Origin of the sequence: Novimethylophilus kurashikiensis, from assembly GCF_003112435.1 — a bacterium.
Lineage (GTDB): Bacteria > Pseudomonadota > Gammaproteobacteria > Burkholderiales > Methylophilaceae > Novimethylophilus > Novimethylophilus kurashikiensis.
This window is the reverse complement of record NZ_BDOQ01000018.1, coordinates 17,804-43,761: the sequence shown is the minus strand read 5'-3', so window position 1 is coordinate 43,761 and position 25,958 is coordinate 17,804. Positions and strand designations below refer to the sequence as shown.

The 25,958-nt window shown below is 55.0% G+C and carries 24 protein-coding genes; 15 read left to right on the top strand and 9 right to left on the bottom strand.

Annotation, left to right across the window (positions count from 1 at the left end; genetic code table 11):
• Positions 1–76 precede the first annotated feature (76 nt).
• The 8 genes from moaA to NMK_RS14430 all read left to right on the top strand — a co-directional run bounded on the left by moaA (position 77) and on the right by NMK_RS14430 (position 9,983).
• A complete protein-coding gene (gene moaA / locus NMK_RS14465) occupies positions 77–1,072 on the top strand; it encodes a GTP 3',8-cyclase MoaA (RefSeq protein ID WP_109016477.1) in 996 nt (331 codons plus the stop codon).
• 61 nt (positions 1,073–1,133) lie between these two features.
• Entirely contained in the window at positions 1,134–1,703 is a 570-nt protein-coding gene (gene mobA, locus NMK_RS14460; RefSeq protein ID WP_109016476.1) for a molybdenum cofactor guanylyltransferase MobA, read from the top strand.
• Positions 1,700–2,257, top strand: a complete 558-nt coding sequence (gene mobB, locus NMK_RS14455) for a molybdopterin-guanine dinucleotide biosynthesis protein B (RefSeq protein ID WP_109016475.1) — start codon at positions 1,700–1,702, stop codon at positions 2,255–2,257. Before mobA ends, mobB begins: the two co-directional genes overlap by 4 nt.
• Positions 2,254–3,522, top strand: coding sequence for a molybdopterin molybdotransferase MoeA (moeA, locus tag NMK_RS14450; RefSeq protein ID WP_109016474.1), 1,269 nt, complete (start codon positions 2,254–2,256; stop codon positions 3,520–3,522). Before mobB ends, moeA begins: the two co-directional genes overlap by 4 nt.
• 136 nt (positions 3,523–3,658) lie before the next feature.
• Entirely contained in the window at positions 3,659–5,794 is a 2,136-nt protein-coding gene (locus NMK_RS14445; protein ID WP_181376299.1) for a TonB-dependent receptor family protein, read from the top strand.
• A 75-nt stretch (positions 5,795–5,869) separates the two neighbouring features.
• Positions 5,870–7,012, top strand: a complete 1,143-nt coding sequence (gene flhB / locus NMK_RS14440) for a flagellar biosynthesis protein FlhB (RefSeq protein WP_109016472.1) — start codon at positions 5,870–5,872, stop codon at positions 7,010–7,012.
• The gene (gene flhA, locus NMK_RS14435; RefSeq protein ID WP_109016471.1) at positions 7,012–9,090 is read left to right on the top strand and encodes a flagellar biosynthesis protein FlhA; all 2,079 of its coding nucleotides are present in this window, start codon (positions 7,012–7,014) and stop codon (positions 9,088–9,090) included. The genes flhB and flhA overlap by 1 nt, the downstream gene beginning before the upstream one ends.
• Positions 9,091–9,182: 92 nt before the next feature.
• Positions 9,183–9,983, top strand: a complete 801-nt coding sequence (locus NMK_RS14430; RefSeq protein WP_109016470.1) for a quinoprotein dehydrogenase-associated SoxYZ-like carrier — start codon at positions 9,183–9,185, stop codon at positions 9,981–9,983.
• Positions 9,984–10,044: 61 nt separating this feature from the next.
• Here NMK_RS14430 and NMK_RS14425 read toward each other — a convergent pair whose 3' ends face one another.
• A complete protein-coding gene (locus NMK_RS14425; RefSeq protein WP_109016469.1) occupies positions 10,045–10,644 on the bottom strand; it encodes a cytochrome b in 600 nt (199 codons plus the stop codon).
• Positions 10,645–10,765: 121 nt separating this feature from the next.
• Between NMK_RS14425 and NMK_RS14420 the strand changes: the two genes are divergently transcribed.
• Both NMK_RS14420 and NMK_RS14415 read left to right on the top strand, forming a co-directional pair.
• Positions 10,766–11,695: a quinoprotein relay system zinc metallohydrolase 2 gene (locus tag NMK_RS14420; protein ID WP_109016468.1), complete on the top strand. Its 930-nt coding sequence runs from the start codon at positions 10,766–10,768 to the stop codon at positions 11,693–11,695.
• A 93-nt stretch (positions 11,696–11,788) separates the two neighbouring features.
• A complete protein-coding gene (locus NMK_RS14415; RefSeq protein ID WP_109016467.1) occupies positions 11,789–12,544 on the top strand; it encodes an energy transducer TonB in 756 nt (251 codons plus the stop codon).
• Here the strand turns inward: NMK_RS14415 and thpR are convergent.
• Complete coding sequence (gene thpR / locus NMK_RS14410; RefSeq protein ID WP_227871526.1) at positions 12,525–13,124, bottom strand: RNA 2',3'-cyclic phosphodiesterase; 600 nt, start codon at positions 13,122–13,124, stop codon at positions 12,525–12,527. The genes NMK_RS14415 and thpR overlap by 20 nt on opposite strands.
• Positions 13,125–13,142: 18 nt before the next feature.
• Here thpR and NMK_RS14405 point away from each other — a divergent pair, with 18 nt between their 5' ends.
• The 3 genes from NMK_RS14405 (at position 13,143) to lplT (ending at position 16,311) form a co-directional block, all read left to right on the top strand.
• Positions 13,143–13,598: a peroxiredoxin gene (locus tag NMK_RS14405; protein WP_109016465.1), complete on the top strand. Its 456-nt coding sequence runs from the start codon at positions 13,143–13,145 to the stop codon at positions 13,596–13,598.
• A 76-nt stretch (positions 13,599–13,674) separates the two neighbouring features.
• Positions 13,675–15,075, top strand: a complete 1,401-nt coding sequence (locus tag NMK_RS14400; protein ID WP_109016464.1) for a PhoH family protein — start codon at positions 13,675–13,677, stop codon at positions 15,073–15,075.
• Positions 15,076–15,138: 63 nt separating this feature from the next.
• A complete protein-coding gene (gene lplT, locus NMK_RS14395; RefSeq protein WP_109016463.1) occupies positions 15,139–16,311 on the top strand; it encodes a lysophospholipid transporter LplT in 1,173 nt (390 codons plus the stop codon).
• Positions 16,312–16,361: 50 nt separating this feature from the next.
• Here lplT and NMK_RS14390 read toward each other — a convergent pair whose 3' ends face one another.
• The 5 genes from NMK_RS14390 to NMK_RS14370 form a co-directional block, all read right to left on the bottom strand.
• Positions 16,362–17,699, bottom strand: a complete 1,338-nt coding sequence (locus NMK_RS14390) for an NAD(P)/FAD-dependent oxidoreductase (RefSeq protein WP_109016462.1) — start codon at positions 17,697–17,699, stop codon at positions 16,362–16,364.
• 21 nt (positions 17,700–17,720) lie between these two features.
• Positions 17,721–18,254, bottom strand: coding sequence for a c-type cytochrome (locus NMK_RS14385; protein WP_109016461.1), 534 nt, complete (start codon positions 18,252–18,254; stop codon positions 17,721–17,723).
• 114 nt (positions 18,255–18,368) lie between these two features.
• Positions 18,369–18,911, bottom strand: coding sequence for a c-type cytochrome (locus NMK_RS14380; RefSeq protein ID WP_109016460.1), 543 nt, complete (start codon positions 18,909–18,911; stop codon positions 18,369–18,371).
• Positions 18,912–19,006: 95 nt separating this feature from the next.
• On the bottom strand, positions 19,007–19,933 hold the full coding sequence (locus NMK_RS14375; RefSeq protein WP_181376298.1) for a substrate-binding domain-containing protein: 927 nt from the start codon (positions 19,931–19,933) through the stop codon (positions 19,007–19,009).
• Positions 19,934–20,051: 118 nt separating this feature from the next.
• Positions 20,052–21,929, bottom strand: a complete 1,878-nt coding sequence (locus tag NMK_RS14370) for a methanol/ethanol family PQQ-dependent dehydrogenase (RefSeq protein WP_109016459.1) — start codon at positions 21,927–21,929, stop codon at positions 20,052–20,054.
• Positions 21,930–22,169: 240 nt separating this feature from the next.
• Between NMK_RS14370 and pip the strand changes: the two genes are divergently transcribed.
• Both pip and NMK_RS14360 read left to right on the top strand, forming a co-directional pair.
• Positions 22,170–23,153, top strand: coding sequence for a prolyl aminopeptidase (pip, locus tag NMK_RS14365; protein WP_109016458.1), 984 nt, complete (start codon positions 22,170–22,172; stop codon positions 23,151–23,153).
• A 5-nt stretch (positions 23,154–23,158) separates the two neighbouring features.
• The gene (locus NMK_RS14360; RefSeq protein WP_181376297.1) at positions 23,159–24,433 is read left to right on the top strand and encodes a YhjD/YihY/BrkB family envelope integrity protein; all 1,275 of its coding nucleotides are present in this window, start codon (positions 23,159–23,161) and stop codon (positions 24,431–24,433) included.
• Here the strand turns inward: NMK_RS14360 and radC are convergent.
• Entirely contained in the window at positions 24,430–25,104 is a 675-nt protein-coding gene (gene radC / locus NMK_RS14355; protein ID WP_109016456.1) for a RadC family protein, read from the bottom strand. The two genes, NMK_RS14360 and radC, sit on opposite strands and share 4 nt — an antisense overlap.
• Before the next feature lie 41 nt (positions 25,105–25,145).
• Positions 25,146–25,910: a hypothetical protein gene (locus NMK_RS14350; protein WP_109016601.1), complete on the bottom strand. Its 765-nt coding sequence runs from the start codon at positions 25,908–25,910 to the stop codon at positions 25,146–25,148.
• Positions 25,911–25,958 lie beyond the last annotated feature (48 nt).

Here is a 25,958-nt window from a genome sequence, read left to right as displayed (position 1 = left end):
TGCCGTTGCGTTGTTTCGTTTGGAAGAAGCTCCTAGAATGACCCGACCTTCATATTGACCGCTGCTTATCGCGCCCATGTCCTCGACACCCGCCCTTATCGACCGCTTCGGCAGGAAAGTCACCTATGTTCGACTTTCTATTACCGACCGCTGCGATTTTCGCTGCGTGTATTGCATGGGCGAAGACATGGAATTTTTGCCACGCGAGGAAATCCTCTCGCTAGAAGAATGCGGCCGCATCGTGCGTGCATTCGTCGACCTCGGTGTTTCCAAGGTGCGCATCACTGGCGGTGAGCCGATGGTGCGCAAGGATGCTCTCAAACTGTTCCAGGATATCGGCCATCTCGAAGGCCTGCACGAACTCACACTTACCACCAATGGTTCCCAGCTGGCCCGCTACGCCAAGGATTTGCGCGAAGCCGGCGTCAAGCGCGTCAACATCAGCCTGGATAGCCTGGATGATCAGACGTTCAAGCGAATCACGCGAGTAGGCGAGTTAGACAAAGTCATGGCGGGCATTCAGGCCGCGAAAGAAGCCGGATTCGACAACATCAAGCTCAACACCGTGATGATGCGCGGCATCAACGACCATGAACTCACCGACCTGGTCGATTTCGCTATCGGCGGCGAGCTGGATATTTCCTTCATCGAAGAAATGCCGCTCGGCGAAGTCGACCACAGCCGCGCCAACAGCTGGTTCAGCAACGACGAAACGCTACGTCTGCTTAAAGAGCAATATGACTTGTTGCCCAGTGCGGAAACCACGGGCGGGCCGGCAAAATACTGGCGTGTCGCCGGCACCCGCACCAAAATCGGCTTCATCTCGCCGCATAGCCATAATTTTTGCGAAGACTGCAACCGCGTGCGTGTCACCTGCAAAGGCGAGCTCTACCTGTGCCTGGGGCAGGAAGACAAGGTTGACCTGATGCACATCCTGCGCAGCGGCCAGGACGACGACGCCTTGCGCCAAGCCATTATCGACGCTATGCAGATCAAGCCCAAGGGCCACGATTTCGATATCCGTCGCGCCCAGCCTTCTGTTGTGCGCTTCATGTCGATGACGGGCGGCTGATGTTGGCTGCACTGTCAATACTGCCTGTCGGCAACCCAATCCTCGCACGCCCCCCCACACGATGAATGTCAGCGGCATCCTCCTCGCCGGCGGCCTGGGACGACGCATGGGCGGCACGGACAAAGGCTTGATTGCGTTAAAAGGTCAGCCGTTGGCAGCCCATGTCGCCGCACGGTTCGCTCCGCAGGTCGATGAGTTGTTCATCAACGCTAACCAAAACATCGAGATGTACGCCAAGCTTGGTTATCCCGTCATTCAGGATGCAACATCGAGGTTTGCCGGACCACTAGCGGGTTTGCAAGCAGGGCTAATACATGCACGACATCCGCTAATCGCCACGGCCCCCTGCGATTCGCCCTTTCTTCCGTCCGACCTTGTTGCTCGGCTTTCCGCGGCGTTAAAAAAAGATAATGCCCAGCTTGCTGCCGCCAAGACTGAAGGGCAATTGCATCCGGTGTTTTGCCTATGCCGACAAGACCTGCTGCCCTCGTTGACCGCGTTTCTGGACGCCGGCGGGCGTAAAATGAGCGATTGGCTTGCGACCTTAAAGTTGGTCGAAGTCAATTTTGACGACGAGGCAGAAGCATTCATGAATATCAATACTCCGCAGGAACTGGACGCCGTGAAATGAATTTCGGCAAACCCGTGCTCGGCTTTTGCGCCTGGGGCAGCGGCATCGGCAAGACAACGCTGCTCACCAGCCTTATCCCGCTGCTTGTTACCCGCGGCGTGCGGTTATCGGTGGTCAAGCATGCGCATCACACTTTCGACATCGACCAGCCGGGTAAGGACAGCTATCGCTTGCGCGAAGCCGGTGCGGTACAAATGCTGTTGGGCTCCAACAAGCGTTGGGCACTCATGACAGAACGGTCACGCACCGAGAACGACGAGGAAGAAGTGACCCTTGGTGAGCTGCTGCCCCACCTCGATGCAGACCAGGTGGACTTGGTGCTTGTGGAAGGCTTCAAGTCGGCCGCCATCCCCAAGATCGAAGTTTTTCGCCCCGTACTCGGCAATCCATTGCAAGCTGCAAGTGACGCGCACATTATCGCAGTAGCCGCGGACGGTCCTGTCGAGATAGCCTTGCCCGTGCTTGACCTCAACACCCCTGCGGCCATCGCTGATTTCGTACTCGATTGGCTGCACCAGCAGCAGCCGATGCCATTCAAGAAAGCAACACCATGACCTCCCCCGATTTCATCCAGGCCAGCTGCGCCGACGACTACGATCCCAATTCGATGCCAGTCGACAAGGCACGCCGCTTCATTCGCGACTACCTCAATCCGGTTCAAGCCACGGAAACCGTTGACCTCAAGGCGGCGTTAGGTCGCGTGCTGGCTGAGGCTATCCAATCGCCCTGCAACGTCCCTAACCATGACAATTCGGCCATGGACGGCTTTGCGGTCAACAGCAGCGACCTACCCTCGGAAGGCACGGTGACGCTTAAAGTGATCGGCACCGCTTTTGCCGGCAAGCCATACGAAGGCCCGGTAGAGTCTGGCCAAGCCGTGCGTATCATGACAGGCGCCGTCATGCCGCAAAACACCGATACGGTCATCATGCAGGAACATGCCAAGGCAGAAAACGGACAAGTGACCTTCGGCGCAGGCACTAAGCCGGGACAAAACCGTCGTTTTGCCGGCGAAGACCTGAAGCTCGGGCAAGTCGTGTTGCCTGTGGGGCACTTGATGCGCCCGGCCGATATCGGCCTCATTGCCTCCCTCGGCATCGGCGAGATCAAGGTTTATCGCCGTTTGCGCGTAGCTTTCTTCTCCACCGGGGACGAATTGGCGGGTATCGGCCAGTCGCTTGAAACCGGGCAGGTCTACGACAGCAACCGCTACACGATTTACAGCATGTTGACACGGCTGGGTGTAGAGGTCATCGATATGGGCGTGGTGCGGGACGACCCAGCGCTGCTGGAACGAGCACTGCTGGAGGCCTCGCAATCAGCGGACGCAGTGCTGAGTAGCGGCGGCGTCTCGGTGGGCGAAGCCGATTACATGAAAACATTGCTCAATCAGTTGGGCCAGGTGGTGTTCTGGAAAATCGCCATGAAACCGGGACGTCCGCTGGCTTACGGAAAAATCGGCAACGCCCATTATTTCGGCCTGCCGGGGAATCCAGTCTCGGTCATGGTGACGTTCTACCAATTCGTGCGTGACGCGCTGCTCTTCCTGATGGGGCAAACTGATGCCCGTCCAGCACCGTTGCTGCAAGCGCGTTGTACAACGCCCATTCGCAAGGCACCCGGGCGCACTGAATTCCAACGAGGAATATTAAGCCTGAGCGAAGAAGGCGAATGGACTGTCGCCGTGACTGGTAATCAAGGCTCAGGCATTCTGCGGTCGATGAGCGAAGCCAACTGCTTTATCGTCTTGCCAGAATCCTGCGGTAATGTCGAGGCAGGCAGCACGGTCCAGGTGCAGCAGCTCGAAGGCATTGTGTAAAAACCATTGTTCTAATTCATGATTTTATTGATGGTGTAATACCGCACAGACCGCCATAATTACAGGACTTTATTATCTTAATTTAAAGGTCCTGATGATGGCTCATCGCACAATCGTTCTTGCCCTGGCTGCAAGCATGGCTTCCACTGCAATGGCAGACTCCCCTGCCCCGGAAGCAACGCCGGAAGGTAATGACCTTGCAAATCGCAACGTTGTGATAGCGCCAGTCGTCGTGACGGGCACCCGGCAGGAAACCAATAGTTTCGACCTCCCCATGTCCATTGACGCCGTCAGCGGGGAAACACTACGCGACGGCCAAGCGCAGATCAATTTGTCGGAAACGGCCGCCCGCATACCCGGCGTCAATATTGGCAATCGTAACAATTACGCCCAGGACCTTGCCATCTCGACGCGCGGCTTTGGCGCACGCTCAGCATTTGGAGTACGCGGCGTTCGGCTGTATGCCGACGGCATTCCCATGTCCATGCCGGACGGGCAAGGCCAGACCGGGACCTTCAACCTAGATTCTGCGAGCCGTGTCGAATTCCTGCGAGGCCCTTTTTCTGCGCTCTATGGCAACTCGTCCGGCGGTGTGGTGCAGATTTTTACGAAGGACGGCCCGCCGGACTTGACGATCGGAGGAGGTGTTGAATTCGGCAGCTACAATACGCAGCGCGATAGTCTTAGTTTAGGCGGACAGGGTGGCCCACTCAATTACACCTTCAACGCCAACCACTTAAGCACGGACGGCTATCGACAGCACAGCGACGCAACACGCGACACCGGTCATGCTAAGGTTCGTTACGACTTTGGCGGCAATTCCAGCCTGACCTTGATCGCAGACTCGCTTAACCAACCCGATACCAAGGATCCGCTTGGCCTCGACAAGACCCAGTTCAAGCAAGATCCAAAGCAAGCCGGCACAGATGCCGAAAAATTCAACACGCGCGTCAATCGGCGACACCAACAAGCTGGGCTTGATTGGGAATACGGCATCGACGACCACAACCAAGTGCATGTGCTGGGGTATTACGGTACGCGGTACAACCTGCAATTCCAATCGATCAGCCCGACACTGCAAGCGTCACCCAAACACGGCGGCGGAGTTGCCGAGATCGACCGCGATTTCGGCGGCACTGACCTGCGCTGGACGCACAAGAACACCCTGGCCGGGCAACCGGTATCGCTCTCTGTCGGGATCAACTACGACACCATGACCGATGATCGCAAAGGCTATGAGAATTTCATCGGCAGCCTGTTGGGTGTCAAAGGTGCACTACGCCGGGACGAGACGGATACGGTTTCCAATTTCGACCAATATGCCCAAGCCAGTTGGGACCCCAACAAGAATTGGTCGCTGACTGCAGGCGTTCGCCACACCCGAGTCCACTTCGATTCCAACGATCATTACATACGCACCGGCAATCTTGACGACAGCGGGACGGCCACCTATTCCGCGACAACGCCCGTCGCAGGGGTGCTGTATCGACTGACGGAGCAGACAAATGTGTACGTCAATGCAGGAAAAGGATTCGAAACACCGACCTTCGTTGAAATGGCTTATCGACCGGATTTAACTAAAGCCGGACTCAATTTCGATCTCAAGCCCAGCAAGAGCAGGAATTACGAGGTGGGTGTTAAAACGATGTTGGGTGATTCGGCACGCTTGAATGTAGCCTGGTTCAAGATCGATACGGATGACGAAATCGTGATTGCAACCAATCAAAGCGGTCGCGCTGCCTATCAAAATGCGGGCAGTTCCGAACGACACGGACTGGAGGCTTCGCTGGATGCGGCATTGGCCCATGGGTTCAACTTCTATTCGGCCTACACCTGGATCAGTGCCGAATATCGAGACACCTTCACAACCTGTTCTGAGACGCCCTGCAACCTTGGTAAAGGCCTAGGCGTAGCAACGGTCGATAGCGGCAACAAGATCCCGGGCGTGTATCGCTCCAGCGCTTATGCCGAGCTCTCCTGGAAATATGCGCCGCTCGGTTTCAGCACGGCCTTCGAGACGCGCTATAACAGCAAGGCTTATGTCAACGATCTCAATACAGAAACCGCTGCAAGTTATACCCTCGTCAATTGGCGCGGCGGTTTCACCCAGCAAGTACAACAATGGACACTGGCGGAATTCCTGCGCGTGGACAATATTTTCGACAAGAACTATGTCAGCTCCATCCGCGTGGGCGACCTCAACGGCCGATATTATGAGCCCGGTACGCCTCGCTCATGGTTATTGGGCTTGAATGCCAGCTATCGCTTCTAGCCAATCCCTATATACATGACCCGCCTCCCGGCGGGTTTTCTTTTTGGGTTCAGCGCTTTGCAGTAAAATCCCGACATGGCTGAGGATAGCGATCTCGAACGGACCGAATCGGCGTCGCCGCGGCGACTTGAAGACGCGCGTTCCAAAGGCAACATCCCGCGTTCGCGCGAACTCAATACCTTCGCCATCCTGATTGTCGGCGGCACCGGCTTGCTGATGCTCGGTCCGAAGTTCTCCGCCGGCCTGCTCGACCTTGCCCAACATTGGTTTACCTTCGACCGCAGCAGCCTGGAACATACCGATCAGTTGTGGAGCAGCTTCATGGACGCGGTGATTACCGTGCTCATGTTGTTCATCCCCTTGATGGTCGTCCTAATCATCGCGGTGCTGGCCGCCCCTATGTCCATCGGCGGATGGCTGTTCAGCGTCGAAGCGCTGGAACCCGATTTCGGCCGTCTGAATCCTCTCAAAGGCATTACCCGCATGTTTTCGGTCACTAGCTTGGTGGAGCTGGCTAAAGCCGTGCTGAAAGCCGTCTTGGTAGGCAGCGTGGGCTACTGGGTAGTGATGAGCAAACAAGATGAAATTCTCTCACTCGTCAAGGAACCGGTCACCGGCAGCATTCCGCACATGGCGCACATGCTGGCGTGGACCTTCATCCTGATTACCGGCGCGATGGCGTTCATCGTGGCGCTGGATGTTCCGTTTCAGCTTTGGGATTACTACCGCAAGCTGCGCATGACCAAGGAAGAGGTACGGAGAGAAGCCAAGGAAAGCGAAGGCGACCCCATGCTCAAGGGCCGCATCCGCGCCATGCAACGCGAAGCGGCTCGAAAGCGCATGATGTCCGAAGTACCCAAGGCCGACGTGATCGTCACCAACCCGACGCACTACGCTGTCGCCCTGGTTTACCGGCAGGGTGAAATGCGGGCACCGCGCGTGGTCGCCAAGGGTTCATACCTGCTGGCCCAGCGTATTCGCGAATTGGGCGAAGAAAACAACGTACCGATATTGGAAGCACCGCCGCTTGCCCGAGCCCTGTACAAGCATGCCGAGCTCGACCAGGAAATCCCCACGACCTTGTTCTCAGCAGTGGCCGAAGTGTTGGCTTATGTTTACCAGCTGCGCAGTTATAATAAGGAAGGCGGCCCCATGCCGCAGTTGCCCACGGATCTTCCCGTTCCGCCCGGCATGGACTTTGAGGACGACACCGCATAATGGCAGTTCTGGCTGCACCCCGGCTGAATATTCGCGAATTCGCAGCGCCCCTGCTCATCATCATGATCCTGATGATGATGGTGCTGCCGTTGCCGCCGTTCCTGCTCGACCTCTTGTTCACCTTCAACATCGCGCTTTCCATCATCGTCATCATGGTGAGCGTCTATACCCTTAAACCGCTCGATTTCGCCGCCTTTCCTACCGTCCTGTTGCTGACCACCCTGCTGCGGCTTTCGCTCAACGTAGCGTCCGCCCGCGTCGTGCTGATGGAAGGCCATACCGGTCCCGATGCCGCCGGCAAGGTGATCGAGGCCTTCGGGCATATCCTGGTCGGGGGTAATTACACGGTCGGCATCATCGTCTTCATCATCCTGGTGATCATCAATTTCGTGGTGATTACCAAGGGTGCCGGCCGTATCGCAGAGGTGAGCGCACGCTTTACCCTTGATGCTATGCCTGGCAAGCAGATGGCTATCGACGCCGACCTCAATGCCGGCCTCATCGGCGAAGAAGTTGCGCGCAAGCGTCGCTCCGAAATCGCGCAAGAAGCCGAATTCTACGGCTCCATGGACGGTGCCAGTAAATTCGTTCGCGGCGATGCGGTTGCCGGCATCATGATTACGCTGATCAATATCATCGGCGGCCTCATCGTCGGCATGGTGCAGCACGGGCTCGACTTCGGAACCGCGCTCAACAACTACACCTTGCTCACCATCGGCGACGGCCTAGTCGCACAAATTCCGGCACTCATCATCTCGACGGCGGCAGGTATCGTCGTGACTCGCGTCGGTGCCGACAGCAACGAGGACATCGGCTCGCAGCTGTTGGGCCAGATGATGAGCAATTCCAAGGTGCTGTACCTGACAGGCGGCATGTTGATGGCGCTAGGCATCCTGCCCGGTATGCCCCATTTCGCGTTCATGGCCCTGGGGGGACTCACTGCAGGTGCTGGTTATCTCATGGACAAACGAGCGCGCGAAGCCGAAGTCACGGCGCGTGAAGAAGCAGCTACCGCGCCACCGCCCCCCGCTGAAATGCCGGAAGTCGGTTGGGACGATGTCGTGCCTGTCGATATCCTGGGCCTGGAGGTCGGCTATCGCTTGATTCCTCTGGTGGATCGCGGGCAGGACGGTGAGCTGCTACGGCGCATTCGGGGCATTCGCAAGAAATTCGCCCAGGACATGGGCTTTTTGGTCCCAGCCGTCCATATTCGCGACAACCTGGAACTCAAACCCAACGCCTATCGCGTCACCTTGAAAGGCGTCGAGGTCGGGCAAGGCGAGGCCTATACCGGGCAATATCTCGCCATCAACCCAGGTCGCGTGATGGGCGAACTGACGGGCACCAAGACCACCGACCCCACGTTCGGCCTTCCCGCCACCTGGGTCACTGAAGAGAATAGGGAACAGGCGCAAGCCTTCGGCTATACCGTGGTTGATGCTTCTACCGTGGTCGCCACGCATCTCTCCAACGTCATCCAGAGCCATGCCCCAGAACTGCTCGGCCGTGAAGAAACCCAGCAACTGCTGGATCGTGTGGGCAAGGAATCGCCCAAACTGGTGGAAGACCTTATCCCCAAGGTGTTGCCGCTGGGGACACTGCAAAAAGTGCTGCAGAATCTGTTGTCGGAAGGTGTCCATATCCGCGACATGCGCACTATCATCGAGGCACTCTCCGATCATGCCTCGCGCACTCAGGATGGCGATCAACTCACGGCCGCTGTTCGGGTATCTCTCGGACGGGCGATCACCCAGCAGCTCTTCCCCGGCAACAGCGAGATCCAGGTCATCGCTATGGCGCCGCGGCTGGAGGGCATTCTCATGCAAGCCACTCAAACCACGGGGGCTGAGGGTCCAGGACTGGAGCCGGGTTTGGCAGAGCAGCTCTTGCAAGGCATTAATCAGGCTGCAGAACAACAGGAACAGATGGGGATTCCCGCCGTATTGCTGGTTCCAAGCCCGCTGCGCATGCTGCTGGCGCGCTTTCTGCGGCGCTCGATTCCGCACCTCAACGTATTGGCTCACGGCGAAATTCCCGACGGTCGCATGATCCGTGTCATGCACACAGTCGGCGGCTAGACCATAGCTGTTAAACAAAGGAACTAGGCAGCAGAATCACGGTCTACAATATGCATTTTTACTAATATTAATTGGATCAGAGGGGATACGCGATGGGGTTGAAGCATCAAGCAGCGTTGGGCTTAGCTGGCATAGTGGCGGCGTTGTACAGCGCTGCAGCCGCAGCAGAAGCATCGACGGCATTGTGGCCAGCGTTGCAGGAAACGTTCTTTGCCGGCAAAACCATAGAGAAGGCGGATTTCATCAAACTGGAAGGCCCGGCACGTGCCGAAAGCGGCGCACAGGTGCCGATCACGCTAACTGTTGATAAACCCTTGGATGCAGCAGATGCCATTCGCAAGGTCTATATCATCGTCGACGCCAATCCGATCCCACTCGCGGCCACTTACCAGTTCACCCCGCTCAACGGCAAGGCGCAGATTTCCACCCGTGTACGCATGGAAACCGATTCCTTCATCCATGCCGTGGGCGAGACGGCGGACGGCAAGTTCTACATGACTGCGCTTCCCATCCGTGCTGCAGGTGGCTGCGGCGGCCCCGTGGACGGCGACGAGAAAGCCATTCGTGCTGCATCAGGCAAGATCAAGGTCAACGTCGACAAGCCGGTCAAGTTCGGCGAAGCGAATCCCGCTACGCTGATGATCAAGCATCCCATGTTCACCGGGCTGCAGCGCGATCTGGTTTCTGGTGGCTATCGCCCTGCCTTCTATATGCAGAAGCTGGACTTGAGCTACAACGGTAAACCCGTGATGCACATCGACTTCGGCGTCGGCACTTCCGAAGACCCCTACGTACGCTTCTTCTACCAGCCTGAAGGCCCCGGCACCTTAGACGTTAAAGCCATCGACAACGAAGGCAAGGAGTTCGAGCAGCACACCGAAGTTGCAGGTTAAGCACCAAAACAAAACGGGGCGCATGGAGCGCCCCGTTTTGTTTAGTTGACAACCTTCTGTATTACCGGAAAGTCATACGCTGCATGATCTGGTCTTTATCCACGAACTTGTGCTTGAGCGCTGCCGCAATGTGTAAGGCGACGCCTGCCATGAGAGCCCAAGCCAGGAACTCATGGGCTTCGACGAACAGATGGCGCATGTCAGGATTATCCACGCCGCTGAAAACATGCACGCCGAACCAGTTCAAGCCATATTTGCTGAGGTAGGTATTGCCCAGGCCGGCGACCAACACACCGAGCATGAGAGCGTAGAGCAGCTTGTGGGTATGCTCGGCCATCTTGATGTCGCGCACGGTCATGTTGGATGGGAAAGCCGGAACGCCGTTCTTTAGGCGCACCACAATGCGTAGCACCAGCAGGATGACGACCGTGAAACCCAGCGATTTGTGAAGGTTGAAGTAAAACGTGCGCGGAGAAATCGCTTCGTTGAACTGCATGGTGTGAATGCCCAAATTGAACAGATCCAGCGTCGTCGATTTCGGAGCGTCTTTGGGAAGATCTCCCATGAACAGGCCAAGCGCGAACAGCGCGAAAATCAGCAGCGCGATCAGCCAATGAAGAAGAATTGCAGGTTTGCTGTATTTTTGGATTGCTTCGCTCATAAGTTCAGCCTAGCTCCTCGATGAATTAAGTTGGTTATTGTGGTTTCAGTGGCACGAATATACACGTTTTTGATACTGTAGACACCGCTCGGCACAAACCGTTTTAAGGAGTCCAAACGTTATGCAGAAGTACCCCAAGCTCGCCACTTGTTGTCTTGGCCTGATCTGCCTCATCGCATTCGCTTCCGCCCGTGCTGAGGCCCTCGCCATGGAGAAAGTAGCCGACGGCGTCTACGTCCATCACGGCGTGCACGAAGAACTGGACGAGGGCTATCACGGGGATATCTGCAATATCGGCTTCATCGTTGGCAAAAAGGGCGTGGCGGTGGTCGATAGCGGAGGTTCCTACCGCGTCGGCATGCAACTGAGAGAAGCCATCCGCAAGGTCACCGACCTGCCCATTCTGTATGTGATCAATACCCATGTGCATCCCGACCACATTTTCGGCAATGCGGCGTTCAAGGCTGACCAGCCAATATTCGTAGGGCACGCGAAACTCGCTGATGCGATGGAGCTCCGCAAGGAAACCTATTTGCGCAACAATCAAGCTTGGCTGGGCGAGGCATTTGCCGGGAGCGAGATGATCAAGCCTGCGCTTGCAGTGGCATCCAAGCAGGAACTCGACTTGGGTGAGCGCACGCTATCGTTACAAGCCTGGCCGCCAGCTCATACCTCGGCCGATCTGACCGTTCTGGATCAAAAAACCGGCACGCTCTGGACAGGGGATTTGCTGTTCGTGGAGAGAACGCCTTCAATGGACGGCGACACGCTGAGCTGGCTCAAGATCATTCCCGACTTGGAAAAGTTACCCGCCCAACTCGCTATCCCCGGCCATGGGGCTGTAACCAAAGAATGGCAGGCGGCGATGGAGAAGGAAAAGCATTATTTCGAGATATTGCTGGCCGACATTCGTAGCAATATCAAACAAGGCATTTCCATGGAGAAAACCATGGAGACTGCTGCTGCCGGCGAGCGGACACAATGGGTGCTGTTTGACTCGGTCAACCGCCGTAACGTCAATATCCTGTATCCCAAGCTGGAATGGGAATAAGGTTTGTCTTAAAAATCATCCAATTAGCGCAAAGAGACGGATTTTTATTAGCTGCTATAATCCGGTTCTTTTGTCTTATTCCGACATTCACCCATGGCCGCGCCTCAGGAAACATCATCGCATCGAAACAGCCACGCTCATCTGGTTGCCACGCTGCTGATTTCCGTCGCACTGCATGCCATGCTGTTCGGGGTGTTGCCTCGAATCGGAGAAGAAAAGCCTTTGCAACAGCCGGTACTCAGTGTCGAGCTGCTTAAGCCTCAGCCCAAGCCGCTGCCCCCACCGCCCGAGCCTCCAAAACCCGAGCCGGTAAAGGAAAAGCCCAAGACCGAAAAGAAACCGCTGCCACCCCCGCCTAAGATCCAGCAGACGCCAGCGCCCAAGGCCGAACCGCAAGTGTTACCGCCGGTCACCAACCCTGTGACTGAACCGGTCAAACCTTCTCCCCCTCCCGTCATGACGGCACCACCGACCACGGAACCGCCTAAGGAAGCCACGCCCGTAGTGCCTGTTCCAGAGCCCGTTCGCCCCAGGGGTCCGTCAGAACAGGACATTGAAAACGCTCGCGGCAACTACGGCAGCTTGCTTTCGCGAGAATTTGCCAAATACAAACAGTATCCGCGACTGGCGCAAATGCGAGGGTGGCAGGGTACGGTGAAAGTCGAGCTGCATATTGATGCGGCAGGCAACATTCGATCGAGCAGCGTGATCGAATCCAGCAATTACGAAGTGCTGGACAAACAAGCCCTGGAAATGGTGCGCAAAGCCACGCCCCTCCCCCAACCGCCTGAAGCCTTGCGCGGCCGGGAATTCACCATCATCGTGCCAATCAATTTCCGGCTGGAATAACAGGGGTTTGCAGGGGCCACCGTCCGATGATGTCGTAGCGCATACGACCGGCATCTGGAACCGACTGTACCAATACAAATTCTTCGGCCCGCCAAGGCATGGCGACCAATTGCTGAACATCGGAGATACACCCCGCATTGCGCAGTAGCGTGACGTGGGGTTTGAACGCTTTTGCGTCGAAATGAAACCCCGCCGCTTCGATGTGCTCTCGCAAATCGGCCACCAGTCCGGCAAGCTGATCCGGCAACTTCGATGGCGCTGCATAGACAATAGCGTTATGGCGCCAGCCACGCACCTCATCCAAATGCATTTCGAATGCATCACCGTGCACCTGTTGTGCTGCCGTCATCAGGTCATCCAGCCGCTCTGCTTGGGTATCTCCAAGAAACAGCAAAGTCATATGCACCGTATCGACGCGCATCATTCGTCCTCCGCATTCCTGACGAAGCCTGTCGGCAAGTCGGTGACAATCCTGGGCCAACGCCCTGCTCGGCCATAAGGCGAAAAATAGCCTGAGTGGACGGTGCGGCGCGCTGCTCTTGCCTTGCTCGCGGTTTTTCACAACAATGGGAGCATTCATAGTAATCATTGGTGAGTCATGCTAAACCAGTCAGTCCCGGATTTCGAGCTCGCCTCTACCGGGGGTACTTCGTTCCAACTTTCGCAGCACCTCGGCAAGCCACTCGTTATTTACTTCTACCCCAAGGACTCCACCCCCGGCTGCACGACCGAAGGCCAGCATTTCCGCGACCTTTATCCTCAGTTTGCAGCCGCTAGCGCCACGGTATTAGGAGTTTCGCGCGATAGCCTCAAATCGCATGAAAACTTCAAGGCCAAGCTCAATCTGCCTTTCGAGCTACTCAGCGACCCTGAAGAAGTCGTATGCAACCTCTTCGGCGTGATGAAAATGAAGAACATGTACGGAAAGCAGGTCCGTGGCGTGGAACGCAGCACCTTTGTCATCGGTGCCGACGGCACGTTGAAGCAGGAGTGGCGCGGGGTCAAGGTGGACGGCCACGCGCAGCAAGTGCTGGATTTCATCAAATCGTTGTAAAACTACCGCGGGAACGCGGTAGAGTGGGGATGTTCTTAACGTTGTTGAACCTGTGAAAAGAAAAGGATCGCCTCGCATGGCCAAAAAACGCGGCAACCAGACCAAGCTTTTCGTGCTCGATACCAACGTCCTGATGCACGACCCATCAAGCTTGTTCCGTTTCGAAGAGCATGACATCTACCTCCCGATGGTCACGCTCGAAGAACTCGACAACAACAAGAAGGGCATGACAGAAGTCGCCCGTAACGCACGCCAGGCTAGTCGATTCATCGAGGAAATCATCGGCTCGACCATGGAAACATTGGAGGAAGGTTGCCCGCTTTCCAAGAACGGCAACAATTTCAGCAGCGGCCGATTGTTCCTTCAAACCCGCGCCATCATCACTGACGAACTCCCCATGCTGGCGGGCAGCAAGGCTGATAACCAGATTCTGAGCGTCGTCGCCCACCAGCAGAAGAAATTCCCGGAACGGCAGGTCATCCTCGTCAGCAAGGACATCAACATCCGCATCAAGGCGCGAGCGATGGGCATTGCTGCGCAAGACTATTTCAACGACAAGGTACTTGAAGACACCGAGCTGCTGTATACGGGCGTCAAGGAACTGCCTGCGGACTTCTGGGACAAGCACAGCAAGCACATGGAATCGTGGCAAGAGGCCGGCCGCATGTTCTATCGCATCTCCGGCCCGCTCTGCCCATCCTTCCTGGTCAACGAATTCATTTTCTACGAGCACGAATCACCTTTCCATGCCATCGTACGCAAGCAGGAGGGCAAGACGGCGGTGCTGGAAGTGCTCAAAGACTACACCCAGCAAAAGCACAACGTATGGGGCATCACAGCGCGCAACCGCGAACAGAATTTCGCCCTCAACCTACTGATGGACCCGGAGATCGATTTCATCACGCTCTTGGGCCAGGCGGGAACGGGCAAGACGTTGCTAACACTAGCTTCCGCCCTCACCCAGACGCTGGATAAAAAAATCTACAGCGAAATCATCATGACGCGTGTGACGGTGCCAGTAGGCGAGGATATAGGTTTCTTGCCGGGGACCGAGGAAGAAAAGATGACGCCATGGATGGGCGCGCTGGAAGATAACCTGGACGTATTGAACAAGAGCGACGACGATGCCGGCGATTGGGGGCGTGCCGCCACCCAGGATTTGATTCGCACACGCATCAAGGTGAAATCGATGAACTTCATGCGGGGACGTACTTTCCTGCATAAGTTCCTGATCATCGACGAGGCGCAGAACCTGACGCCCAAGCAGATGAAAACCTTGATTACACGCGCAGGCCCTGGAACAAAGGTGGTCTGCCTGGGCAATATCGCCCAGATCGATACGCCTTACTTGACCGAGGGTAGCTCGGGCTTAACGTATGTCGTTGACCGTTTCAAGGGCTGGCCGCATAGCGGTCATATCACGCTGATGCGAGGTGAACGTTCTCGTTTGGCGGATTTTGCTGCCGAGACCCTGTAAACTGCCAGTCATATAAAACGAAAAAGCCGCGGCAAGTTAGCTGTTCTGCCGCGGCGCGCATTCATGAATCCTGGTTTCTACATCATCCTCATTGCGCAGTTTCTATCTGCACTTGCCGACAATGCCCTGTTGTTCGCCGCGATAGCGCTGCTTAAAGAAGTCTCCGCGCCCGATTGGCACACGCCCCTGCTGCAGGAGTTTTTTGTCATCTCGTATATCGTGCTCGCACCCTTCGTCGGTCCTTTCGCTGACGCACTGCCTAAGGGCCGGGTGATGTTTATTTCCAACGCTATCAAGCTGGGTGGATGTGCAGCAATGTGGGCTGGCCTACCGCCACTCTACGCTTACGGCGTAGTGGGTATCGGTGCTGCAGCCTATTCCCCTGCCAAGTACGGCATCCTGACCGAATACTTGCCGCACCACCAGCTCGTCAAAGCTAACAGCTGGATGGAGGGCACCACTGTCGCTGCCATCATTCTCGGCGCCATTTTGGGCGGAATGATGGCGTCCAGAGACTCTCATCTGGCACTTGAAGTTATTGCAGGACTTTACTTGCTGGCAGCGCTTTTCAACCTGCGCATTCCGCATGTCCCCATCGATCACCGCATGCCCAAGCGCAACCCGCTCTATGCCTTACATGATTTCTGGCACTCTTTTGCGGCGCTATGGCGAGACCCCCTCGGTCGTGTGTCGCTGGCAGTCACAACTTTGTTTTGGGGGGCGGGTGCAACGATGCGCCTCGTCGTCATTGCTTGGGCCGCACTCGCACTTAATATGGGACTGGACAAGGCAACCCAACTCACGGCGATGGTCGCCCTTGGCATCGCATTCGGTTCTGTCTATGCTGCGCGGGCGGTCAAGCTGCAAGAGTCGGTCAAGGTGCTCCCAGCTGGCATCGCTATGGGGTTTCTCGTTGCGGCTATGACTCTGGTTCACGATTGGCGTATCGCGGCTTTCTTGCTGTTCGTGATCGGTGTGCTCTCTGGTTATTTCGTCGTACCGCTCAACGCCTTGCTACAGCATAGAGGCCATATTCTCATCGGCGCGGGCCACTCCATCGCCGTGCAGAATTTCAACGAGAACCTCGGTATCCTTCTCATGATAGGCATCTACGCCATGATGGTAAAAGCCGAGCTTTCCATTCATTGGATCGTCATTTTGTTCGGCGCTTTCGTAAGCCTAGTCATGAGCGCAATCTACAAATCCTACCGTCCATCGCCAAAGCATCCTGTTTAGGCAATAAAAAAGCCGCCCTTACGGGCGGCTTTGTCTGAAACACCTCGCGATTAGTGCAATTTCACGTGCGGTTCTGTTCTGCGCGTGATCATCCTGGCGATAGTGTCCAATACGACCTTGCTCAATCCGTGCAACGCATACAGGTGCATCTTGTATAGCGAGCGGTACATGATGCCTGCAAACGTCCCCTGAATGAACAAACTGCCGCCGGTTATACCTCCCATGAGATTACCGACCGTCGTGTACTTTCCGAGATTCACCAGAGAACCGAAATCTCGGTATTTGTACTCAGGGAGCGCTTTACCTTTCATGCGGTTATTGATCGACTTGATCAACATGGACGCTTGTTGGTGAGCCGCTTGGGCACGTGGCGGGACAAGCCCGGTTTGGCCTTCGCCTAAGGGACAGGCCGCGCAGTCGCCCATGGCGAAAATGTTGTCGTCACGCGTAGTCTGCAACGTGGAGCGCACAACCAGCTGATTGGCATTATTGGTCTCGAGGCCGTCGATGTTCTTGAGGAAATCAGGGGCCTTGATCCCTGCTGCCCATACCACAAGTTCTGCTGGTACCAAGCGGCCACTTTGCGTGTAGACGCCCTTGTCATCGACTTTGGTGACACGCTCCCCCAGTTCAAGAGAGATGTTCAGCTTCGTCAACTGGCGCTGCACCTCTAACGAAAGCCCCTCAGGCAGTGCCGGTAGCACACGTGGCGCTGCCTCGATAATGCTTAGCTTGACGTCGCGATCAGGCTCAATGCGGTCTAGGCCATAAGCAGCAAGTTCACGGGTAGTGTTATGTAGCTCTGCCGCGAGCTCAACGCCGGTCGCTCCGGCTCCGATAATGGCGACGTTGAGCTGCCCCTGGCGCAAGTTGGTCTCTTGCACTTGGGCACGTATACAGGCATTGATAAGCCGGCGGTGAAAAGTGGCCGCCTCTGCCTGTGTGTCGAGCGATATGCAATGCTCAGCAACGCCAGGCACGCCAAAATCATTGGACACACTACCCAGCGCCATAACCAAAGTATCGTAGCGCATGGTGCGGCGAGGGATCAGCAATTCGCCGTCATCGTCATATGACGGCGCAAGGTAGATTTCCCGCATGGCGCGGTTTAACCCTTCCATTGCGCCCAAACGGAATCTGAAGTGATGCCAGCGGGCTTGGGCCATATATTCGAGCTCGTGCTCGTCCAGGTCCATACTGCCCGCTGCCACCTCATGCAGGAGCGGTTTCCAGAGATGCGTAGGCGATTTATCAACCAAGGTGACGATGGCCTTGTTATGCTTGCCCAGCGTATCTCCCAAGCGTGTTGCCAGTTCCAATCCGCCAGCCCCACCACCGACAATAACGATGTGATGGGAAGGCCCGGTATTCCGGTTCTTTAATGCCATTACCGCTCCGTTCTTTGCTGTTTACTCGTTACCCGTGGTCTTGCCGTGGCTACGCACCCAAGCCTGGATCTTAAGCACTTCATCCGGGGTCAATCCGTTTGTAGGATCGGTCGGGTCCATGAGGCCCTTACCCTTAGCACCCATACCGCCGTTCGTTCCATGCCAGATAGTTTCGAACATGCCCTTGTTGGTAGCATCCTTGGCATAGCGGAAATCCGGCCCATGCAAGCTGGGACCTGTTTGCCCCTGAGCGTCGCCGCCATGGCACTGCGTACAAGAGTACATCTGGAACAATTTCTTGCCGCGCTCCATCGCCTCCTGGTTGCCGATGTAGGGGTTTTTGCCTGTCGATGCAAATTCTTTAGCGGCCGGGGTATCAAACAACTCGGGCTTGATCTCCATCGGGCTGCCATCCTGAGTGGTGACGAATTGAATCATCTTTCCGTCGGTCGCAGCTGCGCTACCGCCTGCCGCACCATTACTACTACCGCCTTTGCCACATGCCACAATCCCGACCGCAGCAAGGACCGCCAAAGCAACGTGTAATCTCCTCATGCTTATTCTCCTGATGTTGTTGAATCGTATTTTAACTGAAGCACTATTTATGCAAAAAACAACGGCCGTCAATTTTGCAATTGACGGCCGTTATCATAAACGATAGATCAAATTTTACTGAACTGGTTTCTCATCCAGCCAAGGCTTATCGCCACCGCCCTTGTACATCGAACGCAGCCAACCCATGATCTGCAGAATGTCGTCGGTGCTCAACAACTCTGGATTTTCAGACGGTTGTTGATGCCAAGTCGGCATACCAGCATCGGAACCACCAGCGATGGTCTCGAACATGCCCTTGTCGGTCACATGCTTAGCATATTGCCAACGGTCGTCGGTGATGCTCGGGCCGGTTTGGCCGCCGGCGTTACCACCATGGCACTGCGTGCAAGAGTAGTAACCGAACTTCTTCTTACCAGCCTTGGCAGCTTCAGGATCGTTGGCGAAACGCTTGGTGTACGGGTTAACGCAGGTTTCCAGGAATTGCTTGGCTTCTGGAGTGTCCTTGTCGGTCGGCTTGATGATGAGCGGCTGTGTACCATCGCCCTTGGTGGACACAAACTTACATTCAGCAGCAACGTTACCGCTCACAACCATTGCGCCCCCTAAGGCCAGCACCGCCAAAATAGAACGGGCCTTGCCCAACTTCTTGCTAACCATGACATCTCCTCGTTTTAAGATATTGCTACAAAACTTAAAAAATACTGCTTGCATTTCCATTAACGCTAGCGACCTGAATCAGTTGACGCAAGTTCTTATTCGAACTTAGGAATAGCATCACCCTGCTCCTTGGATGGCTTGGAGGGCTGCTCAAGTTTTTTCTCAACAATTACGGGCAGATGAGGGATGCCGTATTCGTCAAGGATCTTCTCGATATCCGCTTTACGCCGATCCAAAACCTCTTCGATCATGGCAAGACGTTCTTTCTCTTTTTTGCGAACGCCTACTGAAATATTCCAATACTCCTTGCCATGAACATTTTCTTGTTCATACTCCGGCGCTGGCACGACGACCAGATCATCCGATAGTTTTTTAGCATAGTAACCGCCAATGGGTCCCCATACGACAGCCACGTCAATTTTTCCCGCAATCAGATCATCGATCAGGAAGCTCGGGGGCAAATTCAAATCCCGCATGATGCGGTATGGCCGTGAGTTTTCCAGCAGACCTTTGTCTGACAGGGGCCTCGTAGGTGGCGTTTGACCTACTACGCCAATTTTTGCCTTGTGAAGATCCTGAGAGTCCCAATCAGTAATCTTCAGACCACTGCTTTTCTTATAGACGAATACATAGCCGGAACGGTAATACGGCTTGGATGTCAGCACCATGTCATTACCTGCCACTGTGCCCATCACCACATCGCATCGTCTCGCATTCAGGGTGTTACGGATGAACCCAATGCGATCATACCAAAACTGATATTTAACCTGTTTTCCTAGGTCTTTGGCAATCAGTTCTGCAATTTTATTCTCAAAACCTTCCATTCGATCATTCGAGTACGGAAGATTATCTTTATCTGCACACACACGGAATTCATTTGCATTTTCGGTCCGTACCGGTTCACCGCCTCGACCGATTTCAGCATCGAAATCAAGTTCCTGCTTCACGGCTTCATCTGCCAGTACGTTCATTGCGCAGCCAAACAACACGATGGCAGCAAACACTTTCAGTTGTGCAAACATTGTTCCAAATTCCTTCTACGCCAATTAACTTTAAGTGCCTAATTTTAGATAAAAAACACCCCGCCGAAGCGGGGTGTTTTTCTGACACACTAACTGACGGTTAGTTCTGTAATCGAAATTACAGGCTGAACACGTTCAGTGCACCGCCGCCAGGAGCAGCGTTGTACTTGGTCAGTTCCTTGTAGCCGCCAGCAGCACCGAGTGCGTCGGTGTCGTTGGTCATACCAAGGTTCATAGCAACGCCAGCCCAGCCGCCGATACCGGACAGCACGCCAACGTATTGCTTACCCTTGTGGCCGTAGGTGAAGGCATTGCCGATCACGCCGGAACCAACTTGGAACTTCCACAGTTCCTTACCGTTCTTCGCGTCAACGGCCTTGAACCAACGGTCCAGAGTGCCGTAGAACACGATGTCGGAAGCGGTAACCAGAGAGCCACCCCAAGAAGAGAACTTCTCCTTGTTGTACCAAACTGCCTTACCCTTGGAACCATCCCAGCCCATGAAGCCGCCCATCACGCCGTCCGGACCTGCGAACATGGTGAGGGTAGCGCCAACCCAAGGCTGACCAGCAACGTACTTGGATTCAACCGGTTCGTAGGTCATGCAAACGTGGTTGAGCGGTACGTAGAACAGACCGGTCTTCGGAGAGTAGGAAGCAGGCTGTTGGTCCTTGGTACCCAATGCTGCCGGGCAGATACCCTTGGCATTGTAGTCTTGGTGGGTGGAGTACTTGCCGTCCTTTTCAGGAACGCCAGACTTCATGTCAACCTTGGTTGCCCAGTTAACGAACGGGTGAACCTTTTCTGCAACCAGCAGCGTTCCGTTGGAAGCGTCGAAGGTGTAGCCGAAACCGTTACGGTCGAAGTGGGTAGCCAGCTTCTTGCCGCCCTTGTCCCACAGGATCACTTCGTTAATACCGTCGTAGTCCCACTCGTCGTGCGGGGTCATTTGATAGCCCCACTTAGCGATACCGGTGTCCACGTCACGAGCGAAAATGGTCATGGACCACTTGTTGTCGCCAGGACGAACGTCCGGGTTCCAAACGGAGGGGTTACCCGTACCGTAGTAAACCAGGTTGGACTTAGGATCATACGGCCACCAGCCCCAGACGGAGCCACCACCGTGTTGCCAGCCGTCCTTCACTGCTTGCGGCTTGAGCCAGGTCTTCACACCCAGATCCTTTTCAGGGAACTTGAGTTGATCCTTGGACAGAGCCTTGAAGGAACCGCCTTGCTTGTTGCCACCGTTAACGTCTTCGTACACGCTCAGAGCGTTGTAGTGCGGGTTAGCGGAGTTGAAGTCAGCACCGAGCATCACTTCGCTGTCAGGACCAGTGGAGTATGCCTTCCATGCCAGGGAGCCGTCCTTCAGGTTGTAAGCAGCGATGAAGCAGCGAACACCGAATTCAGCACCGGAGCAACCGGTCAGGACCTTGTCCTTGATGACGTGAGGAGCGTTGGTGTTGGTTGCGCCAACCTTCGGATCATTAACCTTAACGTCCCAAACCTTAGCACCGGTCTTAGCATCCAGAGCGACCAGCGTGCCGTCGTTCTGTTGCAAGAAGATCTTGCCATCGCCATAGCCCAGACCACGGCTCACGTTGTCGCAGCACAGAACTGCTTGAACGGACGGATCTTGCTTCGGGAAGTAAGCCCAAGCGATCTTCTGGTTGTCATTCAGGTCCAACGCGTAAACGTTGTTCGGGAATGCGGTGTGAACGTACATCATGTTACCGATAACCAGCGGGGAACCTTCGTGACCGCGGTTAACACCGGTAGCGAACGTCCAAGCAGCCTTCAGGTTCTTGACGTTACCCTTGTTGATTTGGGTCAAGCCGCTGAAGCCTTGGTTGGAATGGTCGTGACGGGGGTGTGCCCAGTTGTTTTGATCCGCCATTGCAGCTTCTTGGTCGGCAGCAGCCATGGCAGCCATCGGCATTGCGACGGACATACCAAGTGCAACACCAAGAGCGACCTTGATTTTGCTCATCTCCATGTTAAATCTCCATAGTGATTACTAAGGGTTTTAGAGTTAGCACAGCCCAAAATTCTTAACTTCGCGACAAATTTCGGTGCTAGCTTCGCAGCACTTTAGAGTGCAGCTGTGATGCATGGTAGAACAGTCCTAATTGAATTGCAACAACCTTGTTACAAATTCACCGAACTTGTTAAATTTCTGCCAATGCAGCGGTGCTATCATACACAAAAAAATCGCGGACTCAATAGGCAGCACCTCATGCCCAACCCTTCCGAATCCATTGTATTTCCAGCGTTGGAACCCCATAACACTGCTTGGCTGCATGTTTCAGCTTTGCATCAGATTTGTTACGAAGAATGCGGCAATCCCGTGGGATTACCGATCATTGTCCTTCACGGCGGGCCAGGCAGTGGATGCTCTCCAAACCAACGCCGATTTTTCGATCCCCGCTTCTACCGAATCATATTATTTGATCAGCGCGGTTGCGGTCGCAGCCAACCCGCCGGTTGCACTGAAGACAACACCACCCAAACGCTGATAGAAGATATCGAACGCCTGCGTTCACATCTTGGCATCGAGCGCTGGATCGTATTTGGAGGATCATGGGGCAGCACATTGGCTTTGGCTTATGCTGCTAAGTACGCTGATAAGATTGCAGGTCTCATTCTTCGTGGAATCTTTCTCGCTCGCCCCGAAGAACTCGACTGGTTCTTGAATGATGTCCGACGCTTCTTTCCTGAAGCATGGAATCGCCTGGTTGATCCGCTTCAGCCAGAGGAACGCCTGGATATTCTTGAAGCATTTCACCGCCGTATTTTCAATGCACCGGAAGCCGACGCCGTAGCCGCCGCGAAACATTGGAACAGCTATGAAGCTTCTATCATGACATTGCTTCCGCCCGAGCCGGCTTCAAACCAGCCGACCGACAACGTGATGCTCGCCCGGGCGCGCGTGCAGCTTCATTACCTGATGAACGGATGCTTTCTCTCCGAAACCCCATTACTTAATGTTATCGATTCAATTCGTCATATCCCCGCCGTCATCATCCAGGGCCGATACGATATGGTTTGCCCGCCGGTTACGGCTCTTGAACTACACGATATTTGGCCTGAAGCCGAATTACAGATCATTCCCGATGCCGGGCATGCTGCCTTCGAACCCGGCATTGCTACAGCACTCATCGAAGCCACAGAACGCTTTAAATCGCTGGTAGCGCCCAAGGGGCGCCCTCCCCAGCAATGACCTTCATGCGGGCACTTTGGCGTCACCCCCTCCAGGGATACCGCACCGTCAAGACCTTTTTCCGGCGCCATCACTATAGCCCGCCCCTCTTCGTCCTCCGCGAGGCGCTAACCGGATTCCATCGCCACAACGGATTCGGGCTGTCTGCATCGCTCTCGTTTTACGCGCTGTTTGCACTGATACCGATGGTGCTGCTGATCTTCTTCCTGCTAAGTCATTTTGCGGTGTCATCCAGTTACGCCATCGTCAAGCTCGCCATTTTGGTCAGCAAACTGATGCCCAAGTACAGCAATCGCATCATGATTGAGGTCTATAACATCGCGAAACACAAGGCAGTATGGGGCGTATTCGGGATGATCGCCCTGCTGTGGGCAGCCACGCCCTTGGCTGGGGCATTGAGAAGTGCATTTTTCACCATCGCCAAAGTGCCGCAGCCGCCTTCTTATCTCAAGCGCAAGCTCGAGGATGTGCTAGGCGTGATCGGTATCCTGACGCTATTTTTCCTCTTCACCTTCAGCGGGTTGATGCTTGAAAAAATGCTGGCAGCGTTCAGCCGCCTGCCCTGGTTTGCCGGATTACTGAATTGGCTCGCCTCATTGACCATCAGCGCTTTGTCCATCGCGCTTTTCTACAAGACCTTTTCCCCCTCGGCCGCCAAATGGCGACATATTTTTGTAGGTGCCTTATTCACCGCACTGTTATGGAGCGCCATGCGACCGGCGTTCGGGCTTTTCCTGATCGCAAACCATTCTTACGGCACCATTTTCGGCGGAATGAAAAATCTATTCTTGTCGATCGCTTGGCTTTACTACGGTTTTGTCGTGTTTCTCATCGGCACCGAGGTGACTGTTGCACTCAACAAAAAGGATGTGTTGCTGCTCCGGGGCTTATTTCTTGAGGCCCCGGCCAATCTTGAGCTATACCATCAGCGTCTAATGGAGCTTTACGGCTACGTCTATCGGCGGAACGACGCCGTTTTTTGTGAAGGAGACGAAGACGCCAACCTCTATTATCTTTTGCAAGGCACCGTAGATTTACAGAAGAACGGCATCCCTCTGCGCCGTCTTGTGCCTGGGGATTATTTCGGGGAGCTTGGATTCTTGACCGAGGCCGAGCGTACGGCCGATGCCGTTGCGACTTCGCGGGAAGCGCATGTCATTGTCATTCGACCGGAAAATCTCGAAACCTTGTTGCTGGAAGAGCCGAAGATTACCCTCAGCCTGCTCAAAAGCCTGGCATCCCGTTACAAACGAGCCACTGGTCTTCCTCAAGAAGACTAAAGCATTCCGCGCTCGGCAAACGAAAGTGCGGCATTGCCGGCTATCACAAAATGATCCAACACTCGCACATCGACAAGCGCCAGCGCCTGCTTTAGCGCTGCCGTTAACATCTCATCCGCACGACTGGGCTCCGCAATTCCGGAAGGATGATTATGAGCCAGCACAACGGAGGCTGCGTTATGTTGCAGCGCACGTGTCACGACCTCTCTTGGATAAATCCTTGTTTGCGTCAGCGTACCCGCAAACATTTCTTCTGCCGCAATCAATCGGTTTTGTGCGTCGAGGAACAGCACCATGAACACTTCTCGCCGCAAATGCTGTAGCTGCAACCGCAGATATTGCCGAACCTGATCCGGCGATGACATCATGTCCCGCTCCCGAAAGGACTCGTTCAACGCCCGCTTTACTAACTCATACACCGCTTGCAGTTGAACATATTTGCTAAGCCCCATCCCATGAACCATCGAGATTGCTTCTGGCGTCGAAGCAAAAATGCCACTCAAATTGCCGAACTGATTCAGCAGATCTCGTCCCAGATCGACGGCGCTTCGACCCTTGACTCCCACACGAAGAAAAATTGCCAGAAGCTCTGCATCCGAGAGCGCCGCGGGGCCTCGTGTCAAAAGTTTTTCTCTGGGCCGCTCATCAGCCGGCCAATCGGTAATTGCCATTTGTTATTCCCTTCCTTTTAGGCTTTGACTTTAGGTCACGACTACTTCATCCAATGGATCTCCATTGCGCTAACCGGCCCAATCAGGGTTTGCTGTAGATCGACTGGAATTTCAGCGCTAGTTGCCGAGATCGGTACCCGCCCCGCCATCAACTCCGCAGTATCTTGCGGGTAACGCGGTATTTTGTCAGGAGCTGCAAACCCTGTTGGGTACGAGGGCTGATTGGTAGCCAAGTCATATTTATCTCTGGCACCCAAGGTATGCAGTAGCTCGTGGGCGATCAAAACCTGATTGGTTTTTCCGTATCCTTCTCCTGCAAAGACATTTACCAGGCCAACCCGTCCTTTGCTAAGCGCTGTCGAATGCGCAAGAACCGGCGTTTTTTGCGGGTCGTGATACATCAAGTACAAACGGATATCCGTAGGCAGTTGTACCGGCGGACTATGCCGCCACGCCCACCATCGAAATTTAAGGCTCCACAGGACAGCTTCCAATGCGGATGATTGTTTAGGTGGGGTTGGCGGCAATTCATTCAGGGAAGTCCCTTGCAAGAATCGAAGAGGACTTTTGATGGACAGCCGATAGGTCTCGGCCTGCTCGGCGAAATAGGCCTCCAAAGACGCCCACTCTTCTTGACGTAGATTACGAATGCACTGATCGCTTGCCGGACTTCCGTCGGCATTGATGGGATATAGCGCAACATTCAGATTATTGCGCCACTTCAGTACCCTGCTCTGTAGCCAGGCCTCTTGAGCCACGGTTAGCAGGATAATGACCAACACGCCGATTCTGATTTTCCGCCACACGTTTACAATCCTGTTTTTATTGAATATGCGCCATCGCCACGCGCGCTT